This window comes from Nocardia sp. FBN12 (genome assembly GCF_054031145.1).
In genome coordinates this window covers 3467873-3485717 of sequence record NZ_CM132926.1, presented here as the reverse complement: position 1 = coordinate 3485717, position 17845 = coordinate 3467873, and the positions used below count along the sequence as shown (strand labels likewise).

The following is a 17845-nucleotide window of genomic DNA, read 5'->3' as shown; positions in this document are numbered from 1 at the left end:
CCCGCCCGGCGTCTTGGCGGGCAGTTGCCCCGGGCGCCGTGCTGGGCAGCCGACGTCGGTGGGGCGCGGTAATCTGACCGCGCCTCGTGCCGGGCGGGCCGGTGGGGGTGGAGAGGTAATCGTGGACGGGCAGTCCGGGCAGTCGGCGGCGACGGAACCGGTCGGTATCGACCTGGTGGCGCCCGAGGTGTTCGCGCCGATGTTGCGCAGGCTCGCACTGGCCGCGCTCGGCGTCGGCATCGGGGCGGCACTGCTGTCGGCGGTATGGCTGAGCTGGCCGTACGCGATCCTGATCGGCCTTGTCGTCGCGATCCCGACCATCGGCTACGTGTTCGCCTTCCGGCGCCGTCGAATGTGGTTGAGCGGCACCGTGATCCGCGCGCACCGGCTGTTCGGCGAGCGCACCGTCGACCTCGCCGACGCCACCGGCGTACAACTGCTGGTGTACCCGGGCAGGCTCAGTCGCATCGTGCTGAGAGCAACGGTCGGCCCCGACACTCAACTCGTCCCACTGGCGATGTACACCGACATGGGCAGCGGCCGCGAACTACACCTGCTCGGCCTGCGCAAACTCGCCGACGCGCTGGCCGCCAGCCAGCTCGTCGCCGCGATCGCGATCTCGGAAGTGCTCGTCCAGCAACTGCGCGCGGAGGCCCGCGACGCAGGCCTCGACGAACGCCCGCTGTACCGCGCGGTGCAGTCGGTACGCAGTAAGGACAGTGTCTCGCCGGTGGTGCTGACCGATTCCGAGGTCGCCGCGCTGAGCTGAGCGTCGCCCGGCGAGTCGTGCATCGCGGGGGTCTGGGTGGTAGTCGTTTACCTGACGGAATCACTCGTGAGCGGGTCCAGGCCATCTATGGGCAGGTCACTGCCTCTCGGCGGGTGGTCAGCCGAAGAGGGCGAGTTGAGTGTCCTGTGGTGTTGCCGGGGGAGCGGGTGGGCTTGTGTGGCCTTGGGTTCGGCGGAGGCCGTGGTGGTCGAGCAGGGGATTCACCCGGTCGCGCAGCCAGTCGCGGTAGAGGGGGGTGACGTTGCTGCCGCGGGCGTAGAGCTGGCGGTACCGGCGCATGAGGGCGGGGTGTTCGGTGCCGAGCCAGGTGAGGAACCAGTCGCGGGTGGGACCGCGCAGGTGCATCGGGAAGGCCATGGCGCTGGCTGCGCCCGCGTCGGCGATCGCGGCGAACAGTGCCTCGAGGTGGGCACGACTGTCGGTGAGGCAGGGGATGATCGGGGCGGCCATGACGTGCACGGTGAAGCCGGCGTCGGCCAGGGCGCGAACCAGCTCGAGGCGGGCGCGGGGTTCGGGAGTGCCCGGCTCGAGACTGTGGTGCAGGTCGGGGTCGAGGATGGCGATCGACACCGCGACGCTCACCTCCACTCGCCGGGCCGCCTCGACGAGGAGCGGGAGATCGCGGCGCAGCAGCGGGCCCTTGGTGAGTATGGAGAAGGGGGTGCCCGAATCCGCCAGCGCGCCGATGATGCCGGGCATCAAGCGGTATCGGCCCTCGGCACGCTGATACGGGTCGGTGTTGGTGCCCAGCGCCACCGCCTCGCGCCGCCACGAACGACGCATGAGTTCGCGGCGTAGCACCGCGGCGATATTGGTTTTCACCACGATCTCGGAATCGAAATCCTCGCCCGCGTCGAGGCCGAGATATTCGTGGCTGCCACGCGCGAAGCAGTAGCGACAAGCGTGTGAGCAGCCGCGCATCGGGTTGATCGTCCAGCGGAAGGGGAGCGCGGAGCTCTCGGGCATCTTGTTCAGCGCGCTCTTGCACAGCACCTCGTGGAAGGTGATGCCGTCGAACTCGGGGGTGCGGACGGAGCGAACCAGCCCGGCCCTGGTCAGGCCGGGCAGCGCGCCGTCATCGGCGTCCAGGGTCTGGGCTTGCCACCGCACCCCACGAGTCGAACATTTGTTCGAACCGGTGTCAAGCCTGACGCGACGCCCGCAGGAAGTCGACGAGGTCGTTGACGGTGTCCACGGTGGGCCGAGGGTGGTAGCCGAGTTCGCGTTCGGCCTTGCCGTGATCGACCACCGGTGCCGAGATCAGGGCGCCCAGTGCGGCTTTGGACAGAATGTCGGAGCCGAATCGCCTGCTGATCGGCTCGAGCACCGGCAGTAGCGCGCCGAGCGCCTTCGCCGGGATGGCGAAGCGAGGACCTTTGGCGCCGGTGCGAGCGGCGGCCATCCGGCAGAAGTCGATCATGGTGGTCATCTCGCCGCCGAGCAGATAGTTCTCGCCGGTGCGGCCCTTCTCGCCGGCCAGGATCAGGCCGAGGGCCACATCGCGCACATCGACCAGGTCGAAGCCGCCGCCGATCATCACCGGAATGCGGCCGCGCATCGCCTGGGCGGCGGTGGTGTTCAGGCGGGACAGCCGGTCGAGGTGATCGACCGGGCCGTAGACGCCGGTCGGATTCACGATCACCGCGTCGAGGCCGCGCTCGATCACCGGGCGCAAGGCTAGTTCGCCCGACCATTTCGACCGGTCGTACACCGGCAGGCTGGGATCGTCGGAGCGGCCGGAGGTCTCGTCGATGTGCCCGCCGGCGCGATACTGGTCGAAGGCGTGGATGGAACTGGTGTGCACGAACCGGCGCACACCCGATTCCAGCGCCGCCTCCGCGGTGACGCGGACACCTTCGGTGTTCACCCGCCACGCCAGATCGTTGTGTTCGGCGAGGGTGATCAACGCGACGAGGTGGTAGACCACTTCGGTGCCCGCCAGCGCCGCGCGCATCGACGCCGGGTCGAGCACATTGCCGTCGACCCAGGTCACCGCCGGGTCGGTGGTGGTCGGGGCCGCGCGGTCGATGGCCACGACCTCGTGGCCGCGCTCGACGAGCAGGGGGATCAAGTTGGTACCGAGGTAGCCGGCTGCGCCGGTCACTGCGACCTTCATGCGCACGACGATATAGAACATGTTCTAGTTTTGAAAGCGGATCCCGCAGATCGAAGGTGGCACGACTCGAAAACTGTCGGGGTGTTCGGCTATATTTGGCGCCAATCGCAGTTGGGTGGTCGCGTCGGGAGTTTCGCGTCCAGCGTTCACTTCTGCAGGGCAGAATTTTCACGACGAGTTGGGGGGATTTCGCATGAACAACCTTTCGGTGCAACCCGCAGACGTCGCCGCGTTCGCGGCGACCAATGGCGGGGTCGCGGCGCAGGTCGCCGCCGCGGGCAATATCGACCTGGTTGCCAGCGTGTCGGCGGCGACGCCGGTGTTCGGCCTCATCGGCGCCGACTACCTCGCGATGTTCGCGGCCGCGCAAGCGTTGCAGGCCAAGGACATCAACGACCTGTCGGCCAAGTTCAGCTCGCTCTCGGACGCGGCCTTCAAGTCGTCGGTGACCTTCGAGACGACCGATATCGACAATGCCGCCCAGCTCGCGCGTCAGGCAGCCGGGCTCGGAGGCGGGGCATGAAGCCGCTGAGCTCCGACGCGGGCGTCATCGCCCCCGAGGCCGCCCTTGCCACCGCCGACGCCGCGACCGCCTCGGCGATGGGCGCGGTCCCGCTCGACTACTCGCAAGCCATCCAGGATGTGCCGCTGGTGCAGCTGCCCGAGGATGCGGCCGAGACCGAGGAAGCGGTCTTCACGCTCGCGCAGAAGGTCACCGACGAAGCCCAGAACGGCAGTATGTCGCCGGCCGGCCTCGGTGGGCTCGGTGGCCTCGGCGGCGGAATGCAGCCGCAGGACATCCTGTCCGGCGTCTCGGACGACGCCTCGTCCGCGCTGAGTGGCCTGCAGGGCACGGTGGCTCAGGTCGCGGCACCCGCGGCGGCCGCCGCGTCGACAGCGTTCGATCAGGCCAAGGCCGCGCTCACCGGCACGTCGGGTGCCGGTGCTTCGGGCACCTCCGGCGCGGGGACGTCCGCCGCCGCGACCACGCTCACCGAGGATCCGGTCGCCGCGCTGATGAGCGGACTGTCGCTGCCGGCGTTGCCCGGAATCGACACCCTGTTCCAGCCGTTCCTCGACCTGCTCAGCAGCTTCGGGACCGGCGTTTTCAGCTCGCTCGACCCGACCGCGATCCTGAGTCAGTCCTCGGCGGTCATCGAACAGGCGATGAGTCTGGCGCAAGGTGGCGTGAAAACCGTCCAGCAGTTGTGGGAAGGCGAGGCCGCCGACGCGGCGACCACCGCCAGCCAGCAGGCGCAGACCCAGGGCCAGGACACCAGCCAGCGCGGCATCGACATCTCCGCGCTCACCCAGCAGGCGGCGGCGGTGGTCCAGACCGGCAACGCGCAGCTCACCACCATCGCCACCACCTTCGCGGCCCAGGCCACCGCGCTCGCACCGACGATCATGCTGCCGCCCACCCAGGCGACCCTGATCGGCCTGGCCACCACCCATCTCGGTGAAGCGGTGTCGGTCGTCAATGTCACCCGTGGTCAGTTGATGGGATACACCGGCGAACTCAGCGGCGTCGTCGGGCAGCTCGCCAGCCAGAGTGGTCTGCCCTCGCCCGATGAAGTCCTCGCCGCGGCCTCGGAGAACATCGGCGAACCGTTGCTGTCCCAGGCGGAGGAAGCCCTCACCGGCACCGGCGATTCCGCGACGTCCGCGGCCAGCGCCACGGCGGGCACCGCCACACCCGGCGCGACGACCCCGGCGGGCACCGGTGGTTCCGGTGGCAGTGGTGGCGGTTCCGGCGCAGCCCTCGGCGCGCTCGGCACCGCGCGCGGTGGTGGCAGTGGTTCCGGCGCGGGTGCGGGCACCGGTGGCACCCCGACCTCGGGCACCCCGAAGAGCTCTGCGGCCGTGCCGGGTTCGGCGGTTCCCGCGGGTCGCGCGATGACCGCAGGCTCGATGGGCTCCACCACCGCCGCGAGCACGGGCGGTACCTCCGGCATGATGGGCGGCGGCGCGGGCGCGGGCGCGGGCCGCGGCAACAACGAGGAAGAACACGGTCGTACCGTGCAGCCCTACCAGAGCCGCACCGGCAACGACGATCTCACCGGTCCGCTGGGCGAATCCACGCCCGACGTCATCGGTGCGGTCCACGAGGACGAACGCGAAGCGGACGCGACCGCGGATCGGTTCTGACCGACGAGGGCTCGCCGGTGGAAACCGGCGAGCCCTGGTGGTTCCGCGTCGAACGATCAGCTCTTGAAGGCGTCGACCAGCTTCTTGTAGAGGTCGGTGAAGCGCTTGCGGGCGGCCTGCTGCTCCGGGTTGAGGCCATCGGATGCCTCGGGGGAGTAGATGACCAGGTGGGCTTCGTCGGCCGGGTCATCGGGCATCAGGTCGATGATCTGGGTGCCACGGTTCTCGCCTGCCGGGATCCCGAAATCGGTGTCCTTCAGCGCGTTGATCTCGTCGCGCGCGGCCGAGATCACGTCGGTGGCAACCTTTCCGGTCACCTTCTTGGGCGCGGTCTCGGGCTTGCGGTCCTTGCTCACCGCGTCGGGCATGTGCACGGCCTTGCCGTCGGCGAAGACCTGCAACACCGGGCGCAGGTCGGTGCGCTGTGACCAGCCGTCGGGGATCGTGGTCAGACTCACCAACGGTAGCGGCGCCGGATCGGCATGGGCGACGGCGCTCGCGCCGGTGAGTGCGAGAGCGCAGACGAGCAGTCCGGTCATGGTCGGGCGCATGGGTTCCCCTCGATCGAAAGACAGTGCGCGGGTTTCGCGTTCGGGGAGTCAGCGTAGCCCGGGCGGGTTGTCGAGGTCACGCGCGGAATAGGTGTCGCAGGACTGCACCGACCCGGTCCGGTAGCCGACGAGGAACCATTTCTGCCGTTGGTCCGAGGACCCGTGGGTCCACGACTCGGGGTTGACACCGCGGCCCGCGCTGCGCTGGATCCGGTCGTCGCCGACGGCATTGGCGGCCGACAAAGCGTCCCGAATGTCGGTATCCGACAGGGGATTCAGGAAGGGCTGCCCGCCGCCCGGTGACGGCTGCTTGTCGGCGAAGTGGGCCCAGATGCCGGCGTAACAGTCGGCCTGCAGCTCGGTGCGCACAGCGCCGGAGGTCGCACCCTGCGGGTCGCGCTGGGCCTTGCCGATATCGCCGAGCTGGTTCTGGATGTGGTGGCCGACCTCGTGCGCGACCACGTACTCCTGCGCCAGCGGTCCCGCGCTCGCGCCGAAGCGATCGGTCAGTTCCTGGAAGAACGCCGTATCGAAGTAGGCGGTCTGGTCGGCGGGGCAGTAGAACGGGCCGACATCGCTGGTGGCGTTGCCGCACCCGGTGCTCACGCCGCCGGTGAACAGCACCAGCTTCGGCTCCACGTACCGCGTGCCGGTCTGCTTCGGCAACTGCACCGACCACACCGCGTCCAGGCTCTGCGCGGTCGCCACGACCCGGCAGTCGACGTATTTGTTCGCGTCGGCGCCGGTCTTGCAGTGTGACGGCGTGCCCGCGGTCCCCGGCTGCGCCTGCTGCTCGCCCTGCGCGCCGGTGAAGTTGCCGAGCACCGACCCCGGATCGCCGCCGAGGAGCAACGTGATCACCAGCAGGATCAGACCGCCCGCGCCGCCGCCGAGGGCGACCTTGCCGCCCATACCGGGCCCGCCGCCGGAGGAAGCCCGGCCGGGATCGATCTGCATACCTTCGTTGAAGGTCATCGCGGTACTCGCCTTCGCTCGTTGTCCGGCTGCCCCACAGCGCGATTCACCGTCGGCGGGAGCGGCGACGGTGGGCAGGTGTCACAAGCTTGACACGGTGGGGAAGATATCGGTTTTCATCCGGGCACCGTGTCTCACTACGATGGCAGTGCACCCGGGGATCCGCACCGGTGCGACGAGTCCACGAAAGTCTGTCGAAAGGAATACCGTGCTGCGCACCCACTTGGCTGGTTCGCTGCGAGGCGAGCACGCCGGTCAGACCGTCACCCTCACCGGCTGGGTGGCGAGGCGTCGTGACCACGGTGGTGTGACCTTCATCGATCTGCGCGACGCCTCGGGCGTCTCGCAGGTGGTTTTCCGCGAGGGCGAGGCGGCCGAACAGGCCCACAAGCTCCGCGCGGAATTCTGTGTGCAGGTCACCGGTGTGGTGGAACGGCGTCCCGACGGCAACGAGAACCCGGAGCTGCCGACCGGGCAGATCGAGGTCGACGCCAAGGAACTGGTCGTGCTCAACGAGAGCGCACCACTGCCGTTCCAGCTCGACGAGACCCCCGGCGACGAGACCCGCCTCAAGTACCGCTACCTCGACCTGCGCCGCGAGGGCCCCGGCCACGCCATCCGCCTGCGCTCCAAGGTCAACGCCGCCGCCCGCGATGTGCTGGCGAGCCACGACTTCGTCGAGGTGGAGACCCCCACGCTCACCCGCTCGACCCCCGAGGGCGCCCGCGACTTCCTGGTTCCCGCGCGTCTGCAGCCGGGTAGCTTCTACGCCCTGCCGCAGAGCCCGCAGCTGTTCAAGCAGCTGCTCATGGTCGGTGGCATCGAGCGCTACTACCAGATCGCGCGCTGCTACCGCGACGAGGACTTCCGCGCCGACCGTCAGCCCGAATTCACTCAGCTCGACATCGAGATGAGCTTTGTCCGCCAGGACGACGTGATCCTGCTGGCCGAGGACATTCTGACCTCGCTGTGGAAGCTGGTCGGCCACGACATCGTCACCCCGATCCCGCACATGACCTACGCGGAGGCGATGCGGCGCTACGGCTCCGACAAGCCCGACCTGCGCTTCGGCGTCGAGATCACCGAGCTCACCGACTACTTCAAGGACACCACGTTCCGCGTGTTCCAGTCGGAGTACGTCGGCGCGGTCGTGATGCCCGGCGGCGCGAGCCAGCCGCGACGTCAGCTCGATGCCTGGCAGGACTGGGCCAAGCAGCGCGGCGCCAAGGGCCTGGCCTACATCCTGATCAACGAAGACGGCACCCTGGGCGGCCCGGTCGCCAAGAACCTGACCGACGCCGAGCGCGACGGCCTGGCCAAGCAGGTCGGCGCCGAGCCGGGCGACTGCGTGTTCTTCGCCGCCGGTGCCGTGAAGTCGAGCCGGGCCCTGCTCGGTGCCGCGCGCGGCGAGATCGCCCGCAAGTGCGACCTCATCGACCCGAACGCCTGGGCCTTCGTCTGGATCGTCGACGCTCCGATGTTCGAGCCCACCGCCGACGCCACCGCCAGCGGCGACGTGGCGCTCGGCTACTCGGCCTGGACCGCGGTGCACCACGCGTTCACCTCGCCCAAGCCGGAGTCGATCGACACCTTCGACACCGACCCCGGTTCGGCGCTGGCCTATGCCTACGACATCGTCTGCAACGGCAACGAGATCGGTGGCGGTTCCATCCGTATCCACCGCCGCGACGTCCAGGAACGCGTGTTCAAGGTGATGGGCATCGACCACGACGAGGCCCAGGACAAGTTCGGCTTCCTGCTCGACGCCTTCGCCTACGGCGCCCCGCCGCACGGCGGCATCGCCTTCGGCTGGGACCGCATCACCGCGCTGCTGGCCGGTGAGGACTCGATCCGCGAGGTGATCGCGTTCCCGAAGACTGGTGGCGGCGTCGATCCGCTCACCGACGCGCCCGCGCAGATCACCGCGCAGCAGCGCAAGGAGGCGGGCATCGACGCCAAGCCCGAGGTCAAGGCCGCCGCCGACGCGCCGAAAGTTGTTGCGCCCGAGAAATAGCGGCCGTCGAGGGTAGCCCGGTACCTTCTGGTCAGTTGCCGTATCGCCACGGCGATACCGACCAGGAGGACTCCGGTGCTACATCTGCGAGTGATCAGCCCGCCCGATCAGACCGATGGATTGGTGCGGATCCTCGAAGCCGACGCCGGCGTCACCCACCTCACGGTGATGCGCGGGGTCGCGCTCGAGCCCGCGGGCGATCTCGTCCAGGCGGATGTGGCGCGCGAGGCGGGCAACAAGGTACTCGCCGACGTGAAGTCGCTCGGCATCGTCGAGCACGGCGGGATCACTCTCGGCCCGGTCACCGCGGTGCTCTCCGACGCCGCCGACCGCGCCGTCCGAGCCGCGCCCGGTGATCCGAGCGACGCGGTGATCTGGGAACAGCTGCTCAAGGAAACCCACGAGGAATCCTCACTCAACGCCACCTTCGTGGCGTTCCTGACCATCGCGTGCCTGCTCGCCGCGATCGGGGTGGCCACCGACTCGCCGGTCACGATCGTCGGCGCGATGGTGGTCGGCCCGGAGTTCGGTCCCCTGGCAGCGCTGTCGGTGGCGCTGGTGCGCCGCAACTGGCGGCTGGCCCGGCGCTCGGTGATCGCCTTGGCGGTGGCATTTCCGATCGCCATGGTGGTCACGCTCGGCGCGACGATCGTGTGGGAGCAACTCGGCTGGATCACCACCGAGGGCGTGATCGACGCCCACAGCGTTGACTTCATCTACGAGGTCGGTCCGTTCTCGCTGGTTGTGGCGCTGCTCGCCGGCGCGGCGGGCATGTTGTCGCTGGTCACCGCCAAGTCGGCCGCTCTGATCGGTGTCTTCATCTCGGTGACGACCGTGCCCGCGGCCGGGTACGCGGTGGTGGCGGCGACGCTCGGACAGTGGCATCGCGCGTTCGAGTCGGCCGGTCAGCTGGCGGTGAACCTGGTCGGCATCGTGATCGCCGGGGTGCTGGTGCTCGAGCTGCGGCCGAAGGCGGGCGACGACAGGGGCCCGATCGGCAGGTTCAAACGAGCCATCGGCATGCGGACCACCCTCGAACGCTGACCTCAGACGCGGGCGACGGGTCCCGCGGTCAGCATCCGGTAGGAGTACGTCACCGCGATGACACACACCGGCCCGGCGACGAACAGGCCGAGCCCGCACAGCGCCGCGCCGACCACGGTGACCAGCGTGATGGTCAGCGCAAGCAGCACCGCCGCCCACAGATTCGCCAGTACCAACTGCGCACTCGCCTTGATCGCTTCCACCGGACCGTAGTCCTGATCGATCACGAAGTGCATCGAGAACATGCACAGGAACCCGGCGATAATGCCCGGCAGCAGGCACAGCGTCGACGCGAGCAGGGTGATGGCGAAGGCGAGCAGCGAAGTGAGCAGGACATTGCCCGCGTTCACGAATCGGAAGTACGACCCGAAAGCCGGTGGGTACCCGTCGGTTTCGTAGAGCGCGCCGCGCACCATCGCCGCCTGCAACAGCCACAGCGCGACGATCACCATCAAGAACAGGAACAGCACGCTGAACGGTGACGTCGGTTCGACGATCTGGACCACGGCGACGAAGCCGAGATAGATCAACACACCCACCGCGGTGACGCCGAGCCACGGACCCGGATTCGCCCGGAATCGCTCCCAGCCGTAGCTCAGCGAACGGCCGATATCGAGGGCTTGTGCTCCCGAATGGTAGTAACCGGGCGTCTGCCCGCCACCGCCCGGCGACACGCCGGTCGCGGGGGCGGCGGCGTAGGCCGGATTCTCCGGTTTCGCCTGGGGGACCGCGTAACCGGGCCCCGTGCCCGCGGGCCCGTAGTGCGGTGTGGGGCCACCTTGGCCGGCAATCGGCGGTGGCGGCTCGACCGGCTCCTGTCCGTACTGGGCGGCACCGGGTCCTTCGAATTGCGGATAGCCTGCGCCACCGGCCATTCCGTGCCTGCTCTGGCCCGAGGCCGGAGTGGGCGGTTGACCGGTTCCCTCATGTCTGCCGGGGGGTCCGGCGAACTGTCCGCCACCGCCCGGAACCGGCGACCCGCCCGGTGAATCGCTCGATGCGGCGTACGGAGTGTCGGTCACTGTGATAGACCTTTCGACTCAACCGGTTTGCGGTGTGGCGCACAGCAGTTCACGATGAGAAAACCCGAAGAGCGGCTGATGTGTCAAGCGAACAGGCACACACGCGCAACCTCAGCGCCAACACGCCGAACGACGCGGAAAGGTTGTCCAACCGCTCGCTAGAAGTGACCAGGTACGAGTAGCTTGAGAGGCGATGACCGCACTATTGGCCGAACGCGCCGCCGACGTCGTGTCCGCAGCACAACAGTTGCTCACAAAGCGAATGGGTGCTCCGGTAAAGCTGAGTGATCCGATGGAGCTCAGCGGCAGTGGTAGGACGACAGTCCTACGCGTGCGTGTTGCGGAGAACGCATTTTCGTTGCCGCGCACGCTGATCGTCAAGCAGGTGCGCGGTTCCAGTCCTGACCGCCGCATCGGTGGAATGGCGCCCGGCGTCGCCAGCATCGACGCCGCCTTCCTGCGCGAGGCGGTGTCCTACCAGTTCACCACCGCGTTGAGCCGCGAACAGCGTCCCGGCGCGTTCCTGATCGCGCACAGCGTCCCCGACCGGCTGCTCGTGCTCTCCGACCTCGGCGACAACGCCTTGCTCACCTCGGTGCTGCAAGCCCGCGTCGAGCCCGGCACCCGCAACTCGCTGATGGCCTTCGCGCAGGCGCTGGGCCGGATGCACGCCGCGACCGTCGGTCGCGAACCCGACTTCGTCGCCCTGATGCGCCGGGTCGACTCGGTCCATCGCGTCGACGGGATCGCCCAGCAGGCGCAGGCCGCTATCGCCGATGTCCCCGGATTGCTGCTCGCGGAGTTCGGCATCGAGGTGCCGGGCGAGATCGCCGAACGCATCGTGCACGGCAACCGCCTGTTCACCGGTGGTCGCTACCGCGCGTTCAGCCCGTCGGACCTGTGCCCCGACAACGTGATCATGAACGAGGAAGGCGCGCGGTTCCTCGACTACGAGTGGGGCGGTTTCCGCGACGCCACCCTCGACATCGCCTACGCGCTGGTCTCGTTCCCCGGTTGCCTGTGCGATTTCGAGCTCTCGCGCAGCCGTGCCAAGGAAATGGTCGAGGCCTGGCGTTCGGCCGTGGTCGGCGTCTGGCCGTCGCTGGCCGACGACACGGTGCTGGCCGAGCGGATCCTCGAGGCCCGGCTGATCTGGGTCTGGCTGTCCACCTACTGGTTCCTGCCGGCCGACCACACCCGCATCGCCACGGCCCGCGAACACGGGCTGTCGGTGCCGCGCTCGGAAGCGCTGATCAACCGCTGGTCGGCGCTGGCCGAGGACGCCAGGATGACCGGCGACGACGCGGTCGGCGACTTCGCCGAACAGGTCTCGGCAATGCTCGAAGAGCGCTGGTCGGAGTAACGGCCGCCCCACTTTCGGGCGCGACGCGGGTACCGTCGGCAGGGTTCTTCTTCAGGAGTTGGGAGCTGCCGTGCCGAAACCGGTTACCGTCACAGTCGTCCGCAAGCAGTGGTTGACCCCGCATCTTGTGCGGGTGGTCGGCACCGTCTCGGACGGATTCAACCCGAACGAGTTCACCGACGCCTATGTGAAGTTGATCTTTCCGGCGCCCGGTGTCGAATACCAGGAGCCGTTCGATCTCGACACGGTGCGCGCGACGCTCGGCCCGGAGAGCCAGCCGGTACTGCGCACCTACACCGTGCGGTCCTTCGATCCCGAGCGGCGCGAGATCAGTATCGACTTCGTGGTGCACGGTGACGAGGGCATCGCCGGTCCATGGGCGCGCTCGGTGGAGCCAGGGACCCGATTCTGGTTGAACGGCCCGGGCGGTGCGTTCGCGCCCGACCCGGCGGCTGACTGGTACCTGCTCGCCGGTGACGAATCGGCGCTGCCCGCCATCGCGGCCGCGCTGGCGGCACTCCCGGCCGACGCTCCCGCGCTCGTGTTCGTCGAGGTGGGCGGCACCGAGGACGAGATCGCCCTCGACTCGCCTGCCGACCTGCGCCTGCACTGGGTGCATCGCGGCGTGTCCTCGGACCGGATCACCGACGACCTCGCCGGGGCGCACTCGCCACTGGTGGCCGCGGTGCGTTCGGCCGAGTGGCTGCCGGGACAGGTCCAGGCGTTCGTGCACGGCGAGGCCGAGTCCGTGATGCGTCAGCTGCGCCCCTACCTGCGCAAGGAACGCGGTGTCGCGCCGAAATGGCTCTCGATCTCGGGGTACTGGCGGCGCGGCCGCACCGAGGAGGGCTTCCGCGAATGGAAGCGGGAGCTGGCTGCCGAAGGTGCGTGATCAGCCGGTCAGCGTGCGCAGTTTGCGCTGCAGATGGGCACGTTCGACCGCGTTGTCGGTGAGCAGCAGCGCCGACTCGTAGGCGGCGATCGCTTCGCCGGTGCGTCCGAGCTCGGTGAGGAAAGCGGCGCGAGCGGCGTCGAGATAGCCGTAGGTCGCCAGCGCGGGTTCGGCGCCGAGCGGATCGAGCAGCGCCAGTGCCCGCGCCGGATCGCCGGCGAGGCCGACCGCGATGGCGTGATTGAGCCAGGCGACCGGCGACGGCGAATTCCGCAGCAACAGCCGGTACAGGCCGATGATTTCGCGCCAGTCGGTGTCGGCCCACGTGGGTGCCTCGTCGTGGACCGCGGCGATCGCCGCCTGCAAGGTATAGCGGTCGGTATGTGGCAGAGCGTGTTTCACCAGTGCGATGCCCTCGGCGATGGCCGCGTGGTCCCACCGGCCGCGGTTCTGGTGTTCGAGCGTGCAGAGGTTGCCGTCGTCGTCGACGCGCGCGGCCCTGCGGGCGTCGGTGAGCACGATCAGTGCCAGCAGCCCGGTCACCGACGGGTCGTCGGGGACCAGCGCGTGCATCATCCTGGCCAGCTGGAGCGCACGGTCGACCAGATCGGCGCGGACCAGTACCTCACCCGCGGGCGCAGTGTGGCCGGTGGTGAACAGCAAGTGGATCACCGCGCAGATGGAATCGAGCCGCTGCGGCAACTCGCGTACCGAGGGCACCCGATACGGGATAGCCGCCACCGCGATCTTCTTCTTGGCGCGGGTGATGCGCGCGGCCATCGTCGACTCGCTCACCAGGAACGCCCGCGCCACCTCCGCGGTGGTGACACCGCAGACCAGCCGCAGTGTCAGCGCGACCTGCGCCTGCGGTGCGAGCGCGGGGTGGCAGCAGGTGCTGATCAGGCGCAGCCGGTCGTCGGGGATCGCCGGGTCGTCCAGGTCGGCCAGCGCCAGCTCGGCGGTGTCGGCCACCGGTTCGTCGACGACGAGCCGGGGCAGGGTGCGGCGGAAGGCGCTGTCGCGGCGCAGCAGATCGAGGCCGCGTCGCCGCGCCACCGTCGTCAGCCAGGCGCCGGGTCTGGCCGGGACTCCGTCGTTCGCCCACGCGGTCAGCGCCGTCGTGTATGCCTCCTGCACGCATTCCTCGGCGAGGTCGAAATCGCGGACCAGCCGCACCGTCGCGGCGAGCACGAAGGCCCACTCACGACGGTGCGCCTGCTCGACGGCCGCGGCCGCCGCCGTGGTCACCGCTGCGGGAAGACCTGGATCGGGCGCACTTCGACGCCACCGGTGGGCGCGGGCACCTGCGCCGCGAGCGCGATCGCGGCATCCAGGTCCGGCGCCTCGAGCAGGTAGTAGCCGCCGAGCGCTTCCTTCGCCTCGGCGAACGGGCCGTCGGTGATGACGACCTCGCCGTCGGCATCGCGGCGGATCGTGGTGGCGGTCGCGGTGGGCTGCAGGGCTTGCCCGCCGAGATTGGTGTCACCGGCGATCTGCTGGAACGTCCGATGCGCGGCGAGCATGGCCTCGGATTCGGCGGGGGAGTAGGCGGCGTAGGTGGCTTCGTCGCCGTAGATCAGGACCAGGTACTGGCTCATGACGGTCTCCTTCGGGTCTGGGGCTACCCGCTCGTCGGGTGGCCGTACTCACCCGACGAGCGACCGAGGGCGCAATCGACAACCCTGTCCGAAGAATTCTGCGCCGATGTGCGCGACCTCGCGGCGAACCGCGGTCAGAGCACCGGTGCGGGCCTAGGTTCCAGGCGTCCGCCCGCGGGTACAGCGAACGACATCCCGTGCCGCACGCCGGAACCCGGATCGGTGACGTCGAGCACGTAGAACCAGTCCATCTGGGTCTGGCCTGCGGTCACCTCGAGGACACCGAAACCGTGCGAGTCGAGTTCGACGTAGCGCAGGTGGTGGTTGGCCGCCTGGATCGCGGCTTCCGCGGGGATCGACGCGGTGCGCGCGGGCATTTTCAGCAGGTCGCCGACACTCGACGAGGTGACCGACGGGATGACGAACTCCGCGCCTGCCGTCGGCCCGCCGGGGTAGTTCGCCGGGTCCACCGGCAGATCCGCGGCCCAGGAGGTGTGGATGTCGCCGGTCAGGAACACGACATCGCTCACCCGGTTGTCGGTGATGGCGGCGAACAGGGTGCGCCGGTCGGCGGTGTAGCCGTCCCACTGATCGCCGTTGACGGTGATGCCGCCCTGGGGCAGGCCGAGGGCGGTCGTGATCGCCTCGGTCGTGGCGGGTTCCAGCGGCGGGAACATCAGCGGCGCGACCATCACCGAGTTGCCGATCAGCTTCCAGCGGGTGGGCGAGGAGGTGAGACCGGCGGTGAGCCAGTCCATCTGAGCACGGCCGGTGATCGTGCGGGCCGGATCATCGGCGTGGCGCCAGCCCGCGACCGGCCCGGCCTCCTCGTCGCGATAGCTGCGCAGATCCAGCATCGACAGTTCGGCGAGCGTGCCGAAACGCAGCCGCCGGTAGATCTGCACCTGGCCGTCGGCGCGGGTCGCGCGCACCGGCATCCACTCCAGGTAGGCGCGGGTCGAGGCGGCCTTGCGGTCGGCCCATGGCCCTTCGGTGGCCGGGTCGTGGTTCTCCGCGCCGTCGCGCCAGGAGTTGTCGGCCGACTCGTGGTCGTCCCAGGTGCAGATGAACGGCACGCTCGCGTGCAGGGCCATCAGATCGGGATCGGTCTTGTACTGGCCGTGGCGGGTGCGGTAGTCGGTGAGGGTGACGATCTCGTTCGCCGGATCGTGTGCGCGGACCGCGCCGCTGCGGCCGGTGTACTTCCCGCGCCCGTATTCGTAGAGGTAGTCGCCGAGGTGCACGATCGCGTCGAGGTCGGTGCGCGCGGCCAGATGGCGGTAGGAGCCGAACCAGCCCGCTTCCCAGTTGGCGCAGGAGACCAGGCCGAGGCGCAGCCGGTCGATGTCGCTGTCCGGTGCGGGGGCGGTCCTGGTGCGGCCGAGAGGGGAGGTCTCGCCCTGCGCGGTGAACCGGTAGAAGTAGTCCTGGCCGGGCGTGAGGCCGGTCGCGTCGACCTTGACGGTGTGGTCGGTCTCGGCCGAAGCCGTGACGGTGCCCGACGCCGCGAGCGCGCCGAAACCGGCGTCGGTGGCGATTTCCCAGCGGACCGCTGTCGCCGGGCCGAGGCCGGAACCCGGGGTGGCGTCCTCGGCGACCGTCACCCTGGTCCAGAGGATGACGGCGGTCGGCAGTGGGTCGCCCGAGGCGACGCCGTGCTGGAACACCCCGACGGCCCCGACCGCCCGTGCCGTGGTCGCGACGGTGGTCAACGCCGCCACGGCGATGACGCTGCTGCCCTTGAACAAGGCCCGCCGCGCGAAGGCAGACTCGACAACGGCGGGGACTTCGGCGATTTCGGCCACGATCAGCGATCTCATCGCACGGATCACTCGAGCGCAAGTCTTCGCGGAAAGTGTTGGTCAATTGTCCACTTTGTCGGCAACTGTGCGTCGGTTCCGCCGCGCGCGAGCGGGCTGGTCCTCGCAGAACATGTCCGAGGGCGTCGGTACCCTGCAGAACGTGAGCGACAGCCTTTTCGACGTGCCCGGCGAACACGCGTCCGCCGAACCCGGCGACGAGGTGTTCCGTCGCGACTCGGGTGCGCCGCTCGCGGTGCGCATGCGCCCCGCGAACCTCGACGAGGTGATCGGTCAGCAGCATCTACTCGGCCCCGGGTCCCCGCTGCGCCGGCTCGTCGAAGGCTCCGGTGCGGCATCGGTGCTGCTCTACGGACCGCCCGGCACCGGCAAGACCACCCTCGCCTCGCTGCTGTCACAGGCCACCGGCCGGCGGTTCGAAGCGCTGTCGGCACTCTCGGCCGGCGTCAAAGAGGTGCGCGCGGTCATCGACCTGGCCCGGCGCCGGCTCACCGCGGGCGAACAGACCGTGCTGTTCATCGACGAGATCCATCGCTTCTCCAAGACCCAGCAGGACGCGCTGCTGGCTGCCGTCGAGAACCGGGTCGTGCTGCTGGTCGGCGCGACCACCGAGAATCCGTCGTTCTCGGTGGTCTCCCCGCTGCTGTCGCGCTCGCTGGTCCTGCAATTGCAACCGCTCACCCCGGACGACATCCGCGCGGTTCTGGCCCGCGCGATCAGCGACCCGCGCGGACTGGCCGACGCCTACACCGTCAGCGACGCGGCGATCGAACACATCGTCCGGATCGCCGGCGGCGACGCCCGTCGTGCGCTCACTGCCCTGGAGGCCTCGGCTGAATGCGCGACCGGGGGCGCCGTCGAGCTGGAAACGGTCGAGGCCACCGTCGACAAGGCCGCCGTTCGCTACGACCGCGCGGGCGACCAGCACTACGACGTGATCAGCGCCTTCATCAAGTCCATTCGTGGTTCCGATGTCGACGCGGCCGTGCACTACCTGGCGCGCATGCTCGCCGCGGGCGAAGACCCCCGATTCATCGCCCGCCGCTTGATGATCCACGCGAGCGAGGACATCGGCATGGCCGACCCGATGGCCCTGCAGACGGCGACCGCCGCCGCGCAGGTCGTCCAACTGGTCGGCCTGCCCGAGTGCAAACTCGCCCTGGCGCAGGCCACCATCCACCTCGCCACCGCCCCCAAGTCCGGCGCGGTGACCACCGCCATCGGCACCGCCATGGCCGACATCTCCGGTGGTAAGGCCGGTGCCGTCCCGCCCTACCTGCGCGACGGCCACTACGCGGGTGCCGCGCTGCTCGGCAACGCCCAGGGCTACAAATTCCCGCACAAGTACCGCGAGGGCGTCGTCACCCAGCAGTACCCGCCCGACGAACTGGTCGGGACCGACTACTACCTGCCCACCGATCACGGCAACGAACGCACCATCGCCCCGCGCCTGGAGAAGTTGCGCCGCATCATCCGCGGAAAGTAGCCGGTCAGCGGCGTGGCGCGAACCAC

General features: G+C 69.3%; 16 protein-coding genes. 8 read left to right on the top strand and 8 right to left on the bottom strand.

Annotated elements, in window-relative coordinates:
* Positions 1-121: 121 nt before the first annotated feature.
* The gene (locus ACWZHB_RS16780) at positions 122-769 is read left to right on the top strand and encodes a hypothetical protein (protein ID WP_427908862.1); all 648 of its coding nucleotides are present in this window, start codon (positions 122-124) and stop codon (positions 767-769) included.
* 117 nt (positions 770-886) lie between these two features.
* Here the strand turns inward: ACWZHB_RS16780 and ACWZHB_RS16775 are convergent, their stop codons facing one another.
* Positions 887-1900, bottom strand: a complete 1014-nt coding sequence (locus ACWZHB_RS16775; protein ID WP_427908861.1) for an Rv2578c family radical SAM protein — start codon at positions 1898-1900, stop codon at positions 887-889.
* A gap of 31 nt (positions 1901-1931) precedes the next feature.
* Positions 1932-2906 carry an NAD-dependent epimerase/dehydratase family protein gene (locus ACWZHB_RS16770; RefSeq protein ID WP_427908860.1) on the bottom strand — a complete coding sequence of 325 codons (975 nt, stop codon included), beginning with the start codon at positions 2904-2906 and terminating at the stop codon, positions 1932-1934.
* Positions 2907-3099: 193 nt separating this feature from the next.
* On the opposite strand from ACWZHB_RS16770, the gene ACWZHB_RS16765 reads away from it, so the two are divergent.
* Positions 3100-3429 carry a type VII secretion target gene (locus ACWZHB_RS16765; RefSeq protein WP_427908859.1) on the top strand — a complete coding sequence of 110 codons (330 nt, stop codon included), beginning with the start codon at positions 3100-3102 and terminating at the stop codon, positions 3427-3429.
* Positions 3426-5054 (top strand): hypothetical protein, encoded by a 1629-nt coding sequence (locus tag ACWZHB_RS16760; RefSeq protein ID WP_427908858.1) that lies wholly within the window; start codon positions 3426-3428, stop codon positions 5052-5054. The genes ACWZHB_RS16765 and ACWZHB_RS16760 overlap by 4 nt, the downstream gene beginning before the upstream one ends.
* Positions 5055-5110: 56 nt before the next feature.
* Here the strand turns inward: ACWZHB_RS16760 and ACWZHB_RS16755 are convergent, their stop codons facing one another.
* Positions 5111-5605 carry a hypothetical protein gene (locus ACWZHB_RS16755; RefSeq protein WP_427908857.1) on the bottom strand — a complete coding sequence of 165 codons (495 nt, stop codon included), beginning with the start codon at positions 5603-5605 and terminating at the stop codon, positions 5111-5113.
* 48 nt (positions 5606-5653) lie between these two features.
* Positions 5654-6580 (bottom strand): KPN_02809 family neutral zinc metallopeptidase, encoded by a 927-nt coding sequence (gene ypfJ, locus ACWZHB_RS16750; protein WP_427908856.1) that lies wholly within the window; start codon positions 6578-6580, stop codon positions 5654-5656.
* 208 nt (positions 6581-6788) lie between these two features.
* Between ypfJ and aspS the strand changes: the two genes are divergently transcribed.
* Positions 6789-8594, top strand: a complete 1806-nt coding sequence (aspS, locus tag ACWZHB_RS16745) for an aspartate--tRNA ligase (protein ID WP_427908855.1) — start codon at positions 6789-6791, stop codon at positions 8592-8594.
* 75 nt (positions 8595-8669) lie between these two features.
* Complete coding sequence (locus ACWZHB_RS16740) at positions 8670-9638, top strand: DUF389 domain-containing protein (protein WP_427908854.1); 969 nt, start codon at positions 8670-8672, stop codon at positions 9636-9638.
* A 2-nt stretch (positions 9639-9640) separates the two neighbouring features.
* On the opposite strand, the gene ACWZHB_RS16735 is transcribed toward ACWZHB_RS16740, so the two are convergent.
* Positions 9641-10660: a DUF2189 domain-containing protein gene (locus ACWZHB_RS16735; RefSeq protein ID WP_427908853.1), complete on the bottom strand. Its 1020-nt coding sequence runs from the start codon at positions 10658-10660 to the stop codon at positions 9641-9643.
* A gap of 193 nt (positions 10661-10853) precedes the next feature.
* On the opposite strand from ACWZHB_RS16735, the gene ACWZHB_RS16730 reads away from it, so the two are divergent.
* Entirely contained in the window at positions 10854-12023 is a 1170-nt protein-coding gene (locus ACWZHB_RS16730; protein WP_427908852.1) for a phosphotransferase family protein, read from the top strand.
* 70 nt (positions 12024-12093) lie between these two features.
* Positions 12094-12915 (top strand): siderophore-interacting protein, encoded by an 822-nt coding sequence (locus ACWZHB_RS16725; RefSeq protein WP_427908851.1) that lies wholly within the window; start codon positions 12094-12096, stop codon positions 12913-12915.
* Here ACWZHB_RS16725 and ACWZHB_RS16720 read toward each other — a convergent pair whose 3' ends face one another.
* The 3 genes from ACWZHB_RS16720 to ACWZHB_RS16710 all read right to left on the bottom strand — a co-directional run bounded on the left by ACWZHB_RS16720 (position 12916) and on the right by ACWZHB_RS16710 (position 16333).
* Positions 12916-14163: an RNA polymerase sigma factor gene (locus tag ACWZHB_RS16720; protein ID WP_427908850.1), complete on the bottom strand. Its 1248-nt coding sequence runs from the start codon at positions 14161-14163 to the stop codon at positions 12916-12918.
* Positions 14160-14513, bottom strand: coding sequence for a YciI family protein (locus ACWZHB_RS16715; RefSeq protein WP_427908849.1), 354 nt, complete (start codon positions 14511-14513; stop codon positions 14160-14162). The genes ACWZHB_RS16720 and ACWZHB_RS16715 overlap by 4 nt, the downstream gene beginning before the upstream one ends.
* Positions 14514-14647: 134 nt before the next feature.
* Positions 14648-16333, bottom strand: coding sequence for an alkaline phosphatase D family protein (locus ACWZHB_RS16710; RefSeq protein WP_427908848.1), 1686 nt, complete (start codon positions 16331-16333; stop codon positions 14648-14650).
* A gap of 112 nt (positions 16334-16445) precedes the next feature.
* On the opposite strand from ACWZHB_RS16710, the gene ACWZHB_RS16705 reads away from it, so the two are divergent.
* Positions 16446-17819, top strand: coding sequence for a replication-associated recombination protein A (locus ACWZHB_RS16705; protein ID WP_427909188.1), 1374 nt, complete (start codon positions 16446-16448; stop codon positions 17817-17819).
* Positions 17820-17845: the final 26 nt, after the last annotated feature.